Source organism: Jannaschia sp. M317, assembly GCF_025141175.1.
Taxonomy (GTDB): Bacteria; Pseudomonadota; Alphaproteobacteria; order Rhodobacterales; family Rhodobacteraceae; genus Jannaschia.
This window is the reverse complement of the sequence record NZ_CP081155.1, coordinates 2,633,142-2,647,836: the sequence shown is the minus strand read 5'-3', so window position 1 is coordinate 2,647,836 and position 14,695 is coordinate 2,633,142. Positions and strand designations below refer to the sequence as shown.

Here is a 14,695-nt window from a genome sequence, read left to right as displayed (position 1 = left end):
CCCGGGGGCGCGTCTGTGGCGTCAGACGCGGCGGCGTCCGCCGCGGCGTCCGCCCGACCGTGCCCCGGATGCCTTGGCGGCCGTGGCCGCCTCGGCAAAGGTCGCACCCTCCTTGATGGCGTCCAGAACGCGGGTGAAACCGATCCAGTTGCCGCCATTGGCATCGTGGTTCATCAACAGGTTGGCGGCGTTGATCGCCTCCATCTCCTGCGGGCGCAGGGGGTTCATGATGGCGCTGGTCATGCCGGCGCCGATGGCCATGGGCAGGAAGGCGGCATTCACGCCGTGCCGGTTCGGCAGGCCAAAGCTGACGTTGGACGCCCCGCAGGTCGTGTTCACGCCCAACTCGTCGCGCAGGCGGCGGACCAGGGTGAACACCTGCTGTCCGGCGGTCGCCATGGCCCCGATGGGCATGACCAGCGGGTCGACCACGATGTCATGGGCGGGAATTCCGAAATCGGCGGCGCGTTCCACGATCTTCTTGGCGACGGCAAAGCGGACGTCCGGGTCCTCGGAAATGCCGGTGTCGTCGTTGGAAATCGCAACGACGGGTACGTTGTATTTCTTGACCAGGGGCAGGACCAGTTCCAGGCGCTCCTCTTCTCCGGTGACGGAGTTCAGAAGGGGGCGGCCCTCGGCGGCCTCCAACCCGTTCTCCAATGCTCCGGGGACCGAGCTGTCGATGCACAGCGGCACATCGACCAGCGCCTGAACGCGGCGCACCAATTCCGGCATCAGCATGGGCTCGACGAAGTTGTTGTCGGCATAGCGCGGATCGTCGGCCATCTTGTTGGTAAAGACGGCGCCGGAATTGACGTCCAGCACCATGGCCCCGCAGGCGACCTGTTCCACTGCGTCACGCTCCACGGTGGAGAAATCGTCCATCTCCAACTCTGCGGCCAGCTTCTTGCGCCCGGTCGGGTTGATCCGTTCGCCAATGACGCAGAACGGATCGTCAAAGCCGATCACGACGGTCTTTGTTTTTGATTCCAGTACCGTGCGGGTCATTCTTCATCCTTTGAGTGGGTGTCGAGCCAGGTGGCCGACGCCTTGATTCCGCCCAGGGGGAAAACATGGACAGATGCGATGTTAAAGTCGGGATTGGCGGCCTTGTGGGCGGCCAGTTCGCTCAGAAGCGCGGTCGGCTCGAACGGGACGAGCAGTTTGGTCACATCCGCCGCACGTCGTTGCAGCACCCGCAGCGAAGGGCCGACGCCGCAGGCGATGGCGAACTTGATCAGCGTCTGCAGCTTGGCAGGCCCGGCCACACCGATATGCACCGGCAGATCCACACCCGCCGCCTTGATGCCGTTCGCCCAGTCGATGACGGGGCCCGCCTCAAAGCAGAACTGCGTGGCGATGGCCATGTCGGCATCGGTGCGATCGGAAAACTTCTGTTTCCAGAGAAGAGCTTCGGACACGTTCTTCATGCTGCCGTCGGGGTCGATGTCGCGGTTGCCCTCGGGGTGACCGGCCACATGCAGGCGTTTGAAATTGTCGAAGGCCCCCGACTCCAGCAATTGCATGGACGTCGCAAAGTCACCCACCGGCGTGGTGACGCCGCCAGCCAGGATCAAACCCTGATCCACGTCCGCCTCGCCCTGATACCGGGCGATCCAGTCGATCAGGGTGGCCCGGTCCGCGATGATGCGGGCCGGGAAATGAGGCATGGGGTTCATACCCTGCGCCCGCAGACGCGCGGCCGTGGCGACCATCTCGGCGATCGGGGTGCCGTCGATGTGCGCGATGTAGACGCGTGTGCCCAAGGGCAGAATGGCCGCGAAATCCTCGATTTTCTCTGCGGTGCGCGGCATCACTTCGATGGACGCGCCTTGCAGGAACCCGGTCAGGGCGGCGTCGGTGGGGGGCTTTTCTTCGCGGCGCTTGAAGCCGAAGATCGCCATCAGGCGGCGTCCCGCGTTTCATGGCCGCCGGCCAGGGCCGCGTCACGCAGACGGTCCGGGGTCCAGGCGGCCTCCAACTCTGCCGCGCGTGCGGCGGCGACCTCTGCATCGGGGCCAGGCACCTCCGGCTCTGCCACCTTGCGCCAATCGGCAAGGTAGGCGTCGGTCTCGGAGGCGCCAGAGCGCATGGCGGCGCGGTCGATGGCCTGCTCAAAGCGTTCCGACAGCTGCACCTTGGCCGCGCGCCGGCCTTTGCCGACGATGACCTGGGCGGGAATGTCCCGCCAATAGACGACCGTAATCTGGGCCATGATGCCTCCTGCCAAGCGATTTCCCGACCTATAAAGCCGGAGCCGTGCTGCAATGCGCCGAATTTCGACATCGCCACGTCCGATGGCGACACCCGAGGGATAGGGCAGGGCGCGCCCCCGCGCGAGGGGGGAAAGCCGTGGAATCCTTCAAGTTCATCATGAAGAATGGTTGCCGGACCGGCTTTTGCACCGCTAATGTGATCTTAACCTGAAATACGGAGGCCCAGATGCCACCGGAAGACCCGGCTGGCCGCGGTCGCCCCCTTCAGAGCGCGCCGCACCGCGCCCGGGGTCCCGCGCCCGTTCGCCGACCCGACGAAAACCGCCCTGACCCGGCGGAGCTTTATGCCGCGCTCGATCTGGGCACGAATTCCTGCCGCATGCTCATCGCTCAGCCGAAGGGCAGCCAGTTGCATGTTGTCGACAGCTTTTCCAAGTCGGTCCAACTAGGCAACGGGTTGGAGCAATCGGGCCGGCTCAGCCGGTCGTCGATGGCGCGCACCATTGGCGCGCTCAAGATCTGTCGCCGCAAGCTGGATACGCACGAGGTCAAGCGCATGCGCCTGGTCGCGACCGAGGCCTGCCGCCGGGCCACCAACGCAGATGAATTCATCCGCCTGGTCGAAAGGGAAACCGGCCTGCCGCTGGAAATCATCGAGCCGGAGGAGGAAGCGCGTCTGGCCGTCGTGTCCTGCGCGCCGCTGGTCTCGACCAAGACGGAACAATTGCTGGTCGTCGACATCGGCGGCGGCTCGACAGAGCTGGTCTGGATCGACCTGACCCGTGTGCCGCGTCACGACCGGGCGCGGGCGATCATGCGCCTGCATTCCGGGTTTCAGGCCGGGGCAGACAGCCCGTTTCCCGCCGCCAAGGTGGTCGACTGGATCTCGATCCCGCTGGGGGTTGCGACGCTCAAGGATCAGTTCCGCGACGTGACCGACGACGCGGCGCGCTTTGCGCTGATGTCCTGGCACTTCGAGGAATGCCTGGCCGAGTTTTCCCCCTACGCCGATGCCGAAGGCGACAGCGATCCGGGATTCCAGATCGTCGGGACGTCCGGCACGGTGACCACGGTGGCGGCCACGCACCTGAACCTGCGCCGCTATGACCGCAACAAGGTCGACGGGCTCAGCATGACCACCGATCAGATCGACCGGGTGATCCGGGGGTACCTGGCGCTTGGCCCCGAAGGGCGGCGCAATGATCCGAGGATCGGACGCGACCGGCACACGTTGATCATGTCGGGGGCGGCGATTTTGCAGGCGCTTTTGCGGGTCTGGCCGACGGACCGGCTGTCGGTCGCGGATCGCGGCCTGCGCGAAGGACTGCTTTATGCGCAGATGTCTGCAGACGGGGTGTTGGACGATGGTCCGTATTGAGGCGTCAAATCCTTCGAAGGATTTGATCAGGCTTTTCGAAAAGCCTGATCCCCGCTGGCCAAGCGCGCCGCGCGGGCGTATCTGCCGCTGATGGTCAAGAAACCCACAAAGAACACCTCTGGTCGCGGTCGCCGTGATCTGACGGTAAAGGTCAAGACGGCGCGCGGGCGTCGGCTGTCGTCCAAGCTGTGGCTGGAGCGGCAGTTGAACGACCCTTACGTGCAGCGTGCGCGGGCCGAAGGCTATCGCGGACGCGCCGCCTTCAAGATCATGGAGCTGGACGACAAATACGGCTTCCTCGTGCCGGGGGCCCGCGTGCTCGATCTGGGATGCGCGCCCGGTGGCTGGCTGCAGGTTGCCGCGCCGCGCATCAATGCCACCGGCGACAACCCCAAGAAGCCGCAGGGCCGGATCATCGGTCTGGACCTTCAGGAGGTCGACCCGATTCCGGGGGCGGAGATCCACGTGCTCGACTTCCTTGCGGATGGCGCCGACGATCAGGTGAAGGCCTGGCTGGGCGGCGAAGCCGATGTTGTCATGTCGGACATGGCGGCGTCTTCGTCGGGGCACAAGCAGACCGACCACCTGCGGATCATCGCCCTGTGCGAAGCGGCGGCGGAACTGGCGTTCGAAGTCTTGGCCCCCGGCGGCACCTTCGTGGCCAAGGTCCTGGCAGGCGGCGCGGAGGGGGAGTTGCAAAAGCAGCTGAAGACCCGCTTCGACAAGGTCGCGAACGTCAAACCCGGAGCAAGCCGGTCCGACTCCTCCGAGAAATTCGTCGTGGCCATGGGGTTCCGGCCCTTGGTGGACGAAGACGCGGACTAATCTTTCGGGGCCTCGTTGCCCCGGATCGGCTTGGACCGCTCTTCGTCTATGGCGAAATCGTCCGCGCCCTGTGCGGGCTTGTCCCACTTTGTCTGGCCGTCGCCCTGTGGCTTGGCCGCGCTTTCGCCGTAGGCGCGCTGCTTCGGTTTGCCTGGTGCGTCGGGGCTGGCGGGCATGGGTTGCTGACCGGTCGGGTTGTTCTTGACCATCGGGACCTCCTGTTGTCGCCGCCCAACGCGCGGGGCGGCGACAGGTTTCCGAATCAGGCCGACAGCAGGATCGCACCGCCCATCGCGAGGATGCAGAACCAGCCGAAGTTGAAGATCATCGGCCGCAGGGGAAAGCCAGCCTTGCCGGTAATCATGCCGACCGCATGCAGGACACGCGCCGCGAAGAAGAGCCCGGTCGCCCAGACGGTGACCCCCGTGTTGACACCCGCCGCATGCGCGATCAGGACCAGAGCCAGCATCGGCAGGAACTGTTCCAACAGGTTCAGATGCGCGCGGTGGGCGCGGTGAACCCAAGGGCGCATGTCCGATTGACTGGGCGGGCGGGTAAAGGGATCTTCGGGGCGCGCACCTTCGGTGGCAGGCTCCGTATTGACGCCGACGATGTAGGGAATCCACAGCGACCCGGCCAGGATCGCGGTCCAGGTCATCCACCAGAGCTCCGGCGTCATTGCGGCATCTCCGGTGCGAGGCGCGCGGGCGTTCCGGTTTCCAGCCAGGTCTTGAGGCCGGCGGTCAGACGCTCCCAACCCTCGGCATAGCCTTCGCCGCCGTCTGGGATGTCGTAGTGTTCCAACGTCAGCTGGCAGGCGTCCCCCTCGGGCGCGATCAGCCAGACAAAGCGGCTGACCGGGATGTCGGGGGCCCATTGGGGGGCAAATTCGCTTTCGATCCGGGTCTTGGGGGTCCTTGATGTCTCGCGACAGATCAGCATGTCGCTGCCGTCGGGCAGCTTGTAGATCAGGGCGTCGCCGTCGCGCACCGCATCGGGGGTGTAGGGGTGATAATTGGCGGCGGCATCCGCCTGGGTCAACGCATCCCACAGCGCATCCTGTGTGCAACGGATGTAGGTCCGCAGAACGTAGTCGGGTTTGTCGGTCATGGCAGTGCCCTCCAATCGAGCCTTGAGGTCGAGGACCCCCTTGACGGCAGGCCCCACACGATAGGGTTCGATCCACCTGACCAACGCTTCGGCCAGGGGCACGGCGTTGAGGTAGTGATGCGTGAAGCGTCCCCGTTTCACGCGGGTCACCAGCCCCGATGCCTCCAGCACCGTCAGGTGCTTGGCCACGCCAAAGCGCGACAGGGGCAGCGCCGCCTCCAGCTGAGACAGCGTCTGTCCATCCTCTCGCCGCAGGGCGTCGAGCAGGTCGCGCCGAGACGGGTCGGCAAGGGCCTTGAAGACCGAATCCATGGATCGGTGATAGGAGACTGTGTGGTCACTTGTCAATATAGGTGACCACATAGTCACCTATTGAAATGCACCGCTGGTCAAACCCAGTTGCAACTGAAGACGATCGGGGGTGTCTTGACCGCAAGCGACTCGACTGGGGGACAAATGCCGGACTTCATCACGCGCGCCGGAAACGCGCTGGCCTATCACTACACGCCGGGGCAGGGGCCCTGCGTCGTGTTCCTCGGCGGTTTCAAATCCGACATGGAGGGAACCAAGGCCATCGCCCTGGAGGAGTGGGCCCGCGCCGCGGGGCGCGCGTTTCTGAGGCTGGATTATTCCGGTCATGGCCAATCGGGCGGCGCCTTCGAAGACGGGTGCATCGGGGATTGGTTTCAGGACGCCGAAGCGGTGATCGCGGCTGTGGATGCGGGCCCTGTGGTTCTGGTCGGCTCGTCGATGGGCGGCTGGATTTCCCTGCTGCTGGCCCGGGCGCACCCAGATCGGATCGCGGGATTGGTGACGATTGCGGCGGCCCCCGACTTTACCGAAGATGGGTATTGGGCGTCTTTCGATGCCGACCAGCGGGATACCCTGGCGCGGGACGGGCAGATTGCCGTGCCGTCAGATTATGGCGACCCCTACATCATCACCCGCCACCTGATCGAGGAGGGGCGCGCGCGCCTTGTCCTGCGCGACCCACTGTCGCTGCCGTTTCCGGTGCGGATGATGCAGGGAACGGCGGACGCAGCCGTGTCGACCCAGACGGCGCTGCGCCTGCTGGACCATGCCGACAGCCCCGATATGCGGCTGACGTTGGTCGATGGCGCCGACCATCGGTTTTCCGACGATGCCTGTCTGCGACTGATCGAACGCAGCGTCACAGAGGTTCTGGACGCCCAGAACGCTTGACCCGCCCCCACCCCCTGCGCCTTTCTGCGTCGCGGAGGATGGGGCGATGGCAAAGATGTTGCGCGGTATGATCTGGGGTTTGATCCTGTTGGGGCTGGCGGGGACCGCGATTTGGCTTTTCGGCCCCTATGAAGAGGTCGAGACGCAGATCGACTTCGACCCTGCGGCCGTGCCCGCCGATATCGACGGTTGGCTGTCGGACCGGGAAAGCCAGGTGGCGGACCTGCGACCGGACGCGGCAAAACGCGTTCTCTGGGCGGGGGCACCGGGGCAACGCAGTGCGGTGTCGCTTGTCTATCTGCACGGGTTTTCGGCCGATCTTTGGGAAACCCGGCCCGTGACCGATCGCCTGGCCGAAACGCTTGGGGCCAACGTCTTTTATCAACGGCTGGCCGGGCACGGGCGCGATGGGGATGCCATGGCCGAACCTGCGGCGGGCGACTGGTTGGAGGATGTGGCCGAGGCGATGGAAATCGGACGTCGGATCGGCGACCGGGTGGTGATCATCGGGGCGTCGACGGGGGGAACCCTGGCCGCTGTGCTGGCGGCCGACCCGGGGCTGGCCACCCAACGCCGCGACCTGGCAGGCGTCATCCTGATCTCACCGAACTTCAAGGTGGCCAACCCGATTGCATCGCTGTTGTCCTGGCCCGCTGCGCGCCAATGGGTTCCGCTGATCGCCGGTGAAACCCGGAGGTTCGAACCAGCGAATGCCCGGCACGCGAAACACTGGACGCACGAATACCCAACCCGCGCCCTGCTGCCGATGCAGGCGTTGTTGGACTACGCAATGCGGCTGGACTGGGCGCAGGCAGAGATTCCGGCGCTGTTCTATTTCTCGCCTGAGGATACCGTCGTGGACGCAGAAACGACGGAAGGGGTGGCCGCGCGATGGGCCGGACCGGTGCAGATATCGCGCGTGACCCTGCCTGCTGGCGACGACCCCCATCACCATGTCATCGCGGGCGACATCCTCAGTCCCGGGCACACGCCCGCGGCCATCGCGGACCTGACCGCCTGGTTGCAGGCTCTGCCGCGCTGATCGATCAGACGGGATCGGACCCTGACGAAAGCGGCGAGGGGTGCCGCCGTACCGATTTGGTCCATTCGTCTGCGGCACCTTGCCACGAAAACCATGCCGCGAGGGAATGAAAGGTTCGCAGCCCCCTTGCCAGCGCGCGCCCGAAGGTGTTTGCATAGGTATGCATTCTTCTCGGAGTCGTCCATGTCCCTGCCTCGCACGCCTGCCTTCCGTCTAGACGGCCGCCGCGCCTTCGTCCCTGGCGGGACCCGTGGCATCGGCCTTGCCTGCGCGGCGGCCCTGGCGCAGGCCGGGGCGCATGTGACCGTTGCCGCGCGCACGCCGGCACAGGTATCCGAGGCCGTGTCGGCCCTGCGCGACGCGGGTCACGAGGCCGAAGGCGCCCCGCTGGACGTGTCCGATCTGACTGCGCTGGATGGCTTTCTGGATGCGCGCGACGGGTTCGACATCATGTGCAATTCCGCTGGCATCGCCCGGCATGGTCCGGCGCTGGACACAACGCCCGAGGATTTCGATGCGGTGACCGGCCTGAACCTGCGGGCCGCTTATTTCCTGGCGCAGCGGGTGGCGCGGCGCATGACCCAGGGCGGTTCGATCATTCAGATCAGCAGCCAGATGGGCCATGTGGGCGGGATCGACCGGGCCGTCTATTGCGCGACGAAACACGGGGTCGAAGGCATGACCAAGGCCATGGCCATCGAATGGGGGCCAAGGAACATCCGCGTCAACACGATCTGTCCCACGTTTATCCGCACACCCCTGACCGAAGGCACGTTCAACGACCCCGAACGCCGCGCGTGGATCGACGAGAAGATCAAGCTTCCGCGCGTGGGTGAGGTCGAGGACATCATGGGCCCGGTCGTGTTCCTGGCCTCGGATGCCGCGGCAATGATCACGGGCACGTCGATCCTTGTCGATGGCGGCTGGACGGCAGGCTGATGGGCAAACGGGTCACTTCGCTTGATGTTGCCCGCCTGGCCGGGGTCAGCCAGTCGGCGGTCAGCCGGGTGTTTTCCAAGGGCACCTCGGTCAGCGCCGCGATGGACAAACGCGTCCGCGCCGCCGCCGAGGAGTTGGGCTATCGCCCCAACGTCCTGGCGCGCAGCCTGATTACCGGGCGGTCCCGGATCATCGGCTTCGTCGTCGCCAACATGAACAACCTGTTCTACGCGGATGCCGTCGAGAAGCTGAGCCACGCGCTGCAGGCGGAAGGCTATCACCTGCTGATCTTTACCATGGGCGAGTCCGGGATCGACCTGGATCAGGTCGTGGATCAGCTGATGGACTATCAGGTGGACGGGCTTATCGCGGCCTCGGTCACCCTGTCGGGCAATCTGGTCGAAAAATGCGCGGCGGCGGGACTGCCGATCGCGCTGTTCAACCGCTCGATCGAGCGGCCCGGCCTGTCGGCGGTGACCTCTGACAACCGGGCCGGGGGGCGCAAGGTCGCGGAGTTCCTGATCGAAACCGGCCACACCCGGATTGCGCATGTCGCGGGCTGGCAGGGGGCGTCGACCGGACGCGACCGCCTGGCAGGTCTGCGCGCGGGGTTGGAGGCGGCCGGGCAGGACCTGCACGCCCTGGCCGATGGTGCCTATGACCGCGAAATCGCCTGCGCCGCCGCGCGTGACATGATGGAGGCGGCTGTTCCGCCGGACGCGCTTTTCGTGGGCAATGACGACATGGCGCTGGCGGTGCTGGATATGCTCCGCTTCGAGATGGGGGTGCGGGTGCCGCATGACGTCAGCGTCATCGGCTACGACGACATCGCCATGGCCGACTGGCCCGCCTATCGCCTGACAACGGTGCGCCAGCCGGTGCGCCGGCTGGTCGAGGCGACGGTGGCGGAAATCCTTGCCCAGATCGAAGATCCGGACCGCAGCGCCCGCCGCATCGAAATCGACGGACCGCTGGTGGTCCGGGACTCCTGCCGACACCTCCAAGGATATGTTCAATGACCTTCAGCGACCGCTGGAAAGACCTGCCTGACTACATCATCGGCATCACCAAGGAGATCTGGGAAGATCGCGGCCTCGCCACCTTGCACGATTATTACGCGCCTGACATCGTCGTGCGCTCGCCCGGGTCGGTCGTGATCGGCAATCAGAAGGTCATCGGGGCCACGATGGCGACGCTGGCGGAATTCCCCGACCGCACGCTGCTGGGCGAAGACGTGATCTGGTCTGGCGACAGCCCCGAAGACGGCATGTTGTCGTCGCACCGCCTGCTGTCGACGGCGACCCATTTGGGCGACGGTGTCTATGGCAAGGCCACGGGCAAGACGCTGGTCTATCGCATCATGGCCGATTGCCACGTCCGGGGGATCGCCATCGACGATGAATGGTTGATCCGTGACCAGGGGGCGATCGTCCGGCAATTGGGCTGGACGCCCGAGGCCTACGCCGCCGACCTGATCGAGCGGGAAGGCGGGCGCGAGACGGCAACGCGTCCGTTCACCCCCGACATTGATCAGCCGGGTCCTTACAAGGGGCGCGGCAACGACAACGCATGGGGGGCAAAGCTGGCCGAGCTGCTGACCCGCATCATGGGGGCCGATTTGCGCGCGATCCCCGAGATCTATGACCGCGCCGCCCAACTGGAATACCCCGGTGGCGTCACGGCGCATGGTCCGGGCGATGCCGACCGGTTCTGGATCCAACTTCGGGCCGCCTTCCCGGAGGCGACGTTCGAAATCCACCACGTCATCGGTCGCGATGATCCGATGATGCCGCCGCGCGCCGCGGTGCGCTGGTCCCTGACTGGTCGACATTCCGGCTGGGGCGGGTTCGGGGCACCGACGGGGGCGATGGTTCACGTCATGGGGATCACCCATGCGGAATTCGGGCCCTGGGGTCTGCGCCGGGAATGGACCGTCTACGACGAAACAGCCATCTGGAAACAGATCCTGCTTGGCGCGGCCTGATCCGATGCGCGCCTACGATGATATCATGTTCGGTGCCCAGACGCGCGCCCTGCAGGAGGCCGCGTCTTCGCGCGAGGCGAACGCCGCACGGTATCGGCATCTTGGCCCACGTGGGCTGGGCCCCGACGAATGGGCCTTTCTGGCGGACCGCACGTCGATCTACATCGCCTCCTTGACCGAAGAGGGGTGGCCCTACATTCAGCATCGCGGCGGGCCCAAGGGGTTCTTGCGGCAGGTCGGGCCACAGACGATCGGGATGTCCGATTATCGCGGCAACCGGCAGTTCATCACCCAGGGCAACCTGATCCGCGACGACCGCGTATCTGTCTTTGCAATGGATTACGCCCGCAAGGCGCGTCTGAAGATTCAGGGCCGCGCGCGCATGGTCCCGGTTGAGGCCGACGTCGAACTTGCGGGGCAAGTGGCGGTCGACGGGCAGGGGCGTGTCGAACGCCTGCTGACCATCGAGGTCGAGGCGACGGATTGGAACTGCCCGCAGTTCATCACACCCCATTTCGACGAGGCGCAGATCGCCGCCATGCTTGGCCCCGAAATCAGCCGCCAGCAAGACCGTATCAAGAGCCTGGAGGCCCGCCTGAGAGCCCTGGGCGAGACACCATGACCATTGCCAATCCCGCCCCTAAGGAACCGAAAATGACCCCCGAGATCGTCCGCTACGGAGAGCTCCGCCCCTGCAAGACCGCCTTCATCGACGCCCATACGCCGGGGTCGAACCAGAAGGAGAACTTTACCATCATTGGTGGCGGCGTCTCCGAAAGCGCGGACCAGCATGTCCACATCACCACGCCACACGGCTTCAACATCGGGGCTGCGGGGCAACCGCCGAAGTGCCGCAACTCCTTGCATTCGCACCGCACGGCGGAGGTGTTCTTCGTGCTGTCGGGGCGCTGGCGCTTTTTCTGGGGCCGCTGGGGCACCGCAGGCGAGGTCGTGCTGGAACAGGGCGACATCATCAACATTCCGACAGGGATCTTCCGTGGCTTCGAGAATATCGGCACGGACTACGGGATGATCATGGCGGTGCTGGGGGGCGACGACGCGGGCGGCGGGGTGATCTGGGCCCCTCAGGTGATCGAGGACGCGGCGGAGCACGGCCTTGTTCTGGCCGAGACGGGCAAGCTCTATGACAGCAAGAAGGGGGAGCGCCTGCCCGAGGGGGTAAAGCCCATGCCTTTGCTGTCGGAGGCCGAGTTGGAGGGCTACCCCGAATTGACGCCCGCCGAGGTCGTGGGCTGGGGCGTGCGCCGGTACTGGGACATGGTCGCGCTTGCCTCCGGGACGCCCGCGAAGGTGATCGGCGAGACCGGCATCATCCGCGACAAGCCCGGTTTCGAGATCGACCTGATCACCCGGGCGTCCGCCGATGACACGCCTCATGCGCATGACCGGCCATCCGTTCTGATGCCGGTGCGGGGGCATTGGCGGCTGAGCTGGGACGGCGGGTCGGACACGCTGGCCCCCGGCGACACGGCCTCGGTGCCTGCGGGGCTGTCGCATCGTGTGGTGCCATCGATGGAAGGGGAGGCGGCGCTTTACCATGTGGTCGCCACCGGTGATCGCGCGGGAACCAGCTGGCGCGGCTGACGCCGCATGCCGTTTGCTTGGGATCGGGGCCTGCGGCCCCGATCCGGGGGGCTCTGCCCCCGTCCCTGCGGGACTCCCCCGAGGTATTTATGGCCAGAGGAAGGAGCGGGTAGGGTGCGTTTGAAATTTGGGGTGGGATCGTGCCGTTGGCCGCGTCAACATCTGTAGGAAACGGGCCGGTCGGCGCGGTGAGGGAGAGACGAGTATGACCATAAAAGTAACCCATGTGGGCAGCCTGCCGCGTACGCAGGAAACGGTCGATTTCATTTTTGCGCGCGAACAGGGGGCGGACTTTGACGCCGCCGCCTTTGCCCGCCAGATGACCACGGCCTGCGCGGACACGGTTCGGCGACAGGTCGAAGCGGGGATTGACGTCGTGTCCGACGGCGAGACGTCAAAGATCAGCTATGCGACCTACGTCAAGGACCGTTACACCGGGTTTTCCGGTGACAGCCCCCGCAACGCGCCGGCTGATCTGAAACGGTTCCCGACGTTCCTGAAGCGGTTGGCGGCAGATGGCGGCACGCCGAAATATGCCCGCCCGATGTGCACCGGCGAGGTGCGGTCCAAGGGCCAAGGCGAGCTGTTGACCGATATCGCGAACCTCAAGGAGGCTATGGCCACCCATGGTGCGTCCGAAGGGTTCATGAATGCAGCCTCGCCCGGGGTCATTTCGCTGTTCTTGCAAAACGATTTCTACCCGACGCGGGACGCCTATCTGGCGGCGCTGTCCGATGCGATGCGCGAGGAGTACCGGACGATTGTCGATGCGGGTCTGTATCTGCAGTTGGATTGCCCGGATCTGGCGCTGTCGCGGCACATGCTGTTCGCTGATTTGACGGATGCAGAGTTTCTCAAGATCGCAGCTGCGCACGTAGAGGCATTGAACGCGGCGCTGGACGGGATCGACCCGACACGGGTGCGCGTTCACATCTGTTGGGGGAACTACGAGGGGCCGCATATCTGCGACATCGACATGGATACGGTCTTTTCGACCTTTCTGGGGGTCAATGCCTCGCAGTTGCTGTTCGAAACCTCGAATCCGCGTCATGCCCATGAATGGCAGGTGTTCCGCGACCGCGCCGCGGAGATCCCGGACGACAAGGTCCTGGTGCCCGGCGTGATCGATTCCACCTCGAACTTCGTGGAACACCCTGAGGTGGTGGCCGAACGCCTGGGCCGGTTTGCGAACATCGTCGGCGGTGATCGGGTCATCGCCAGCAGCGATTGCGGCTTTGGCACCTTTGCGGGGTTCGGGGCCGTGGACCCGGATATTGCCTATGCCAAGCTGGAGGCCCTGGCGCAGGGCACGGCGCTGGCGAACGGACGTCTGTAGCGCCCTGGGCAGAAGCGTCGCCGCCTTGATCAGCGGCGGACGCTACGCCGGTTCTGTGCACCTTGCACGGCGATGGTGCGGATGCCGGCCAGATCCTGGTTCGACAGGATCGTGCCGGCCAGCACCTCGCGCGAGGGCTGCGTGCCTGTGCGGCGCGGCTGCAGCGGGGGCAGGATGCGGAAATCGAACAACAACGTGGTGGCGTCGTCGGTCGGGACCTGCACCAACTCCGCCTCCCAGAAGCCTTGGGTCGGTGGCAGGCCGACGGTCGACACGATGGCCCCGCCCGGCGTCGGGTCGACGGTCAGGGACAGAACCTGATCGATCACCGGTTCCCGCGGGGTGGCGCGGGCCGCATCGATGGCCTCGGAGCTGTCGCGACCAAACCAGGTCAGCGGGTTCAGACGCGATTGGCCAAGCCCGCAGCCCGCAATCGTCAGCACCAGTGCGCCCAGCGCGATCTTCGTTCCCAAGCCCATCGAAGCCCCCTCGAATTCTGCCTGTTCGGGCTAGCCCATCGCGTCCCCTTTGGGAAGCGGCTGGACGTTCCGGTGTGGGCGTCCTACCTGCTGCATGACAAGGAAAGGGCGCGCATGGCACAGGACCGGTTCGAAGATCTGGTGGAGACTTTCGAGTTTCTCGACGACTGGGAAGACCGCTATCGGCATGTGATCGACATGGGCAAGGCGTTCCCGCCGTTGCCTGACGCCCTGAAGGTGGCCGCCACCAAGGTCGACGGCTGCGCCAGCCAGGTCTGGCTGCATCCCCGGATCGACGGGCAGGGACCAGACGCGACGTTCGATTTCGACGGAGAGTCCGACGCGATGATCGTCCGCGGCCTGATCGCCGTCCTGCACGACCTGTATGGCGGGCTGACGGTCAAGGCCGTGGGCGAAGTCGATGCAATCGCGGAAATGGGGCGGCTGGGTCTGAACGAACACCTGTCTTCGCAACGGTCCAACGGTCTGCGTGCCATGGTGGAACGGATTCGCCAGGTTGCCGCGTCCGCAGTGGGCTAGGCAAAAAAAAGGCCGAGCACGAAGCTCGGCCAAGTCCA

At 65.5% G+C, this 14,695-nt stretch carries 18 protein-coding genes; 11 read left to right on the top strand and 7 right to left on the bottom strand.

Annotation, left to right across the window (positions count from 1 at the left end):
- Positions 1 to 21 precede the first annotated feature (21 nt).
- Genes K3551_RS13435 through K3551_RS13425 form a run of 3 tightly spaced genes read right to left on the bottom strand, consistent with a single transcriptional unit; the run spans position 22 to position 2,215 of the window.
- Positions 22 to 1,008 carry a methyltetrahydrofolate cobalamin methyltransferase gene (locus K3551_RS13435; RefSeq protein WP_259914146.1) on the bottom strand — a complete coding sequence of 329 codons (987 nt, stop codon included), beginning with the start codon at positions 1,006 to 1,008 and terminating at the stop codon, positions 22 to 24.
- On the bottom strand, positions 1,005 to 1,904 hold the full coding sequence (locus tag K3551_RS13430) for a methylenetetrahydrofolate reductase (protein ID WP_259914143.1): 900 nt from the start codon (positions 1,902 to 1,904) through the stop codon (positions 1,005 to 1,007). Before K3551_RS13430 ends, K3551_RS13435 begins: the two co-directional genes overlap by 4 nt.
- Entirely contained in the window at positions 1,904 to 2,215 is a 312-nt protein-coding gene (locus tag K3551_RS13425) for a virulence factor (protein WP_259914140.1), read from the bottom strand. The genes K3551_RS13430 and K3551_RS13425 overlap by 1 nt, the downstream gene beginning before the upstream one ends.
- A gap of 227 nt (positions 2,216 to 2,442) precedes the next feature.
- Between K3551_RS13425 and K3551_RS13420 the strand changes: the two genes are divergently transcribed.
- Complete coding sequence (locus K3551_RS13420; protein WP_259914138.1) at positions 2,443 to 3,594, top strand: Ppx/GppA phosphatase family protein; 1,152 nt, start codon at positions 2,443 to 2,445, stop codon at positions 3,592 to 3,594.
- Between the two features lie 90 nt (positions 3,595 to 3,684).
- Positions 3,685 to 4,419 (top strand): RlmE family RNA methyltransferase, encoded by a 735-nt coding sequence (locus tag K3551_RS13415; RefSeq protein ID WP_259914135.1) that lies wholly within the window; start codon positions 3,685 to 3,687, stop codon positions 4,417 to 4,419.
- On the opposite strand, the gene K3551_RS13410 is transcribed toward K3551_RS13415, so the two are convergent.
- From K3551_RS13410 to K3551_RS13400, 3 genes are read right to left on the bottom strand one after another with little or no spacing between them, the layout of a single operon-like run.
- Positions 4,416 to 4,628, bottom strand: coding sequence for a hypothetical protein (locus tag K3551_RS13410; RefSeq protein ID WP_259914132.1), 213 nt, complete (start codon positions 4,626 to 4,628; stop codon positions 4,416 to 4,418). The two genes, K3551_RS13415 and K3551_RS13410, sit on opposite strands and share 4 nt — an antisense overlap.
- 53 nt (positions 4,629 to 4,681) lie before the next feature.
- The gene (locus K3551_RS13405; RefSeq protein WP_259914129.1) at positions 4,682 to 5,098 is read right to left on the bottom strand and encodes an MAPEG family protein; all 417 of its coding nucleotides are present in this window, start codon (positions 5,096 to 5,098) and stop codon (positions 4,682 to 4,684) included.
- Positions 5,095 to 5,841 (bottom strand): helix-turn-helix domain-containing protein, encoded by a 747-nt coding sequence (locus tag K3551_RS13400; protein ID WP_259914127.1) that lies wholly within the window; start codon positions 5,839 to 5,841, stop codon positions 5,095 to 5,097. Before K3551_RS13400 ends, K3551_RS13405 begins: the two co-directional genes overlap by 4 nt.
- A 144-nt stretch (positions 5,842 to 5,985) precedes the next feature.
- Here K3551_RS13400 and K3551_RS13395 point away from each other — a divergent pair, with 144 nt between their 5' ends.
- From K3551_RS13395 to K3551_RS13360, 8 genes are all read left to right on the top strand, one after another.
- Complete coding sequence (locus K3551_RS13395) at positions 5,986 to 6,732, top strand: carboxylesterase (protein WP_259914124.1); 747 nt, start codon at positions 5,986 to 5,988, stop codon at positions 6,730 to 6,732.
- A gap of 46 nt (positions 6,733 to 6,778) precedes the next feature.
- On the top strand, positions 6,779 to 7,774 hold the full coding sequence (locus K3551_RS13390) for a carboxylesterase (protein WP_259914123.1): 996 nt from the start codon (positions 6,779 to 6,781) through the stop codon (positions 7,772 to 7,774).
- Between the two features lie 183 nt (positions 7,775 to 7,957).
- The gene (locus tag K3551_RS13385; protein WP_259914121.1) at positions 7,958 to 8,713 is read left to right on the top strand and encodes an SDR family NAD(P)-dependent oxidoreductase; all 756 of its coding nucleotides are present in this window, start codon (positions 7,958 to 7,960) and stop codon (positions 8,711 to 8,713) included.
- Positions 8,713 to 9,732: a LacI family DNA-binding transcriptional regulator gene (locus K3551_RS13380; protein ID WP_311199732.1), complete on the top strand. Its 1,020-nt coding sequence runs from the start codon at positions 8,713 to 8,715 to the stop codon at positions 9,730 to 9,732. Before K3551_RS13385 ends, K3551_RS13380 begins: the two co-directional genes overlap by 1 nt.
- Positions 9,729 to 10,697: an ester cyclase gene (locus tag K3551_RS13375; protein WP_259914119.1), complete on the top strand. Its 969-nt coding sequence runs from the start codon at positions 9,729 to 9,731 to the stop codon at positions 10,695 to 10,697. The genes K3551_RS13380 and K3551_RS13375 overlap by 4 nt, the downstream gene beginning before the upstream one ends.
- 4 nt (positions 10,698 to 10,701) lie before the next feature.
- Positions 10,702 to 11,319: a pyridoxamine 5'-phosphate oxidase family protein gene (locus K3551_RS13370; protein ID WP_259914117.1), complete on the top strand. Its 618-nt coding sequence runs from the start codon at positions 10,702 to 10,704 to the stop codon at positions 11,317 to 11,319.
- A 32-nt stretch (positions 11,320 to 11,351) separates the two neighbouring features.
- Positions 11,352 to 12,302, top strand: a complete 951-nt coding sequence (locus K3551_RS13365; RefSeq protein WP_259914114.1) for a cupin domain-containing protein — start codon at positions 11,352 to 11,354, stop codon at positions 12,300 to 12,302.
- Between the two features lie 205 nt (positions 12,303 to 12,507).
- Entirely contained in the window at positions 12,508 to 13,638 is a 1,131-nt protein-coding gene (locus K3551_RS13360) for a cobalamin-independent methionine synthase II family protein (protein ID WP_259914113.1), read from the top strand.
- A gap of 29 nt (positions 13,639 to 13,667) precedes the next feature.
- On the opposite strand, the gene K3551_RS13355 is transcribed toward K3551_RS13360, so the two are convergent.
- On the bottom strand, positions 13,668 to 14,117 hold the full coding sequence (locus K3551_RS13355; protein WP_259914112.1) for a hypothetical protein: 450 nt from the start codon (positions 14,115 to 14,117) through the stop codon (positions 13,668 to 13,670).
- Positions 14,118 to 14,231: 114 nt separating this feature from the next.
- On the opposite strand from K3551_RS13355, the gene K3551_RS13350 reads away from it, so the two are divergent.
- Positions 14,232 to 14,657, top strand: coding sequence for a SufE family protein (locus K3551_RS13350; protein WP_259919616.1), 426 nt, complete (start codon positions 14,232 to 14,234; stop codon positions 14,655 to 14,657).
- The last annotated feature ends 38 nt before the right edge of the window (positions 14,658 to 14,695 follow it).

Excerpts from the sequence above, each read along its gene's own strand:
- K3551_RS13410 (WP_259914132.1), bottom strand. The coding sequence starts at position 4,628 with ATGGTCAAGAACAACCCGACCGGTCAGCAACCCATGCCCGCCAGCCCC.
- K3551_RS13370 (WP_259914117.1), top strand. The coding sequence starts at position 10,702 with ATGCGCGCCTACGATGATATCATGTTCGGTGCCCAGACGCGCGCCCTG.
- K3551_RS13350 (WP_259919616.1), top strand. The coding sequence starts at position 14,232 with ATGGCACAGGACCGGTTCGAAGATCTGGTGGAGACTTTCGAGTTTCTC.
- K3551_RS13355 (WP_259914112.1), bottom strand. The coding sequence starts at position 14,117 with ATGGGCTTGGGAACGAAGATCGCGCTGGGCGCACTGGTGCTGACGATT.
- K3551_RS13400 (WP_259914127.1), bottom strand. The coding sequence starts at position 5,841 with ATGGATTCGGTCTTCAAGGCCCTTGCCGACCCGTCTCGGCGCGACCTG.
- K3551_RS13380 (WP_311199732.1), top strand. The coding sequence starts at position 8,713 with ATGGGCAAACGGGTCACTTCGCTTGATGTTGCCCGCCTGGCCGGGGTC.
- K3551_RS13425 (WP_259914140.1), bottom strand. The coding sequence starts at position 2,215 with ATGGCCCAGATTACGGTCGTCTATTGGCGGGACATTCCCGCCCAGGTC.
- K3551_RS13435 (WP_259914146.1), bottom strand. The coding sequence starts at position 1,008 with ATGACCCGCACGGTACTGGAATCAAAAACAAAGACCGTCGTGATCGGC.
- K3551_RS13395 (WP_259914124.1), top strand. The coding sequence starts at position 5,986 with ATGCCGGACTTCATCACGCGCGCCGGAAACGCGCTGGCCTATCACTAC.
- K3551_RS13430 (WP_259914143.1), bottom strand. The coding sequence starts at position 1,904 with ATGGCGATCTTCGGCTTCAAGCGCCGCGAAGAAAAGCCCCCCACCGAC.
- K3551_RS13420 (WP_259914138.1), top strand. The coding sequence starts at position 2,443 with ATGCCACCGGAAGACCCGGCTGGCCGCGGTCGCCCCCTTCAGAGCGCG.
- K3551_RS13415 (WP_259914135.1), top strand. The coding sequence starts at position 3,685 with ATGGTCAAGAAACCCACAAAGAACACCTCTGGTCGCGGTCGCCGTGAT.
- K3551_RS13375 (WP_259914119.1), top strand. The coding sequence starts at position 9,729 with ATGACCTTCAGCGACCGCTGGAAAGACCTGCCTGACTACATCATCGGC.
- K3551_RS13390 (WP_259914123.1), top strand. The coding sequence starts at position 6,779 with ATGGCAAAGATGTTGCGCGGTATGATCTGGGGTTTGATCCTGTTGGGG.
- K3551_RS13360 (WP_259914113.1), top strand. The coding sequence starts at position 12,508 with ATGACCATAAAAGTAACCCATGTGGGCAGCCTGCCGCGTACGCAGGAA.
- K3551_RS13385 (WP_259914121.1), top strand. The coding sequence starts at position 7,958 with ATGTCCCTGCCTCGCACGCCTGCCTTCCGTCTAGACGGCCGCCGCGCC.
- K3551_RS13405 (WP_259914129.1), bottom strand. The coding sequence starts at position 5,098 with ATGACGCCGGAGCTCTGGTGGATGACCTGGACCGCGATCCTGGCCGGG.
- K3551_RS13365 (WP_259914114.1), top strand. The coding sequence starts at position 11,352 with ATGACCCCCGAGATCGTCCGCTACGGAGAGCTCCGCCCCTGCAAGACC.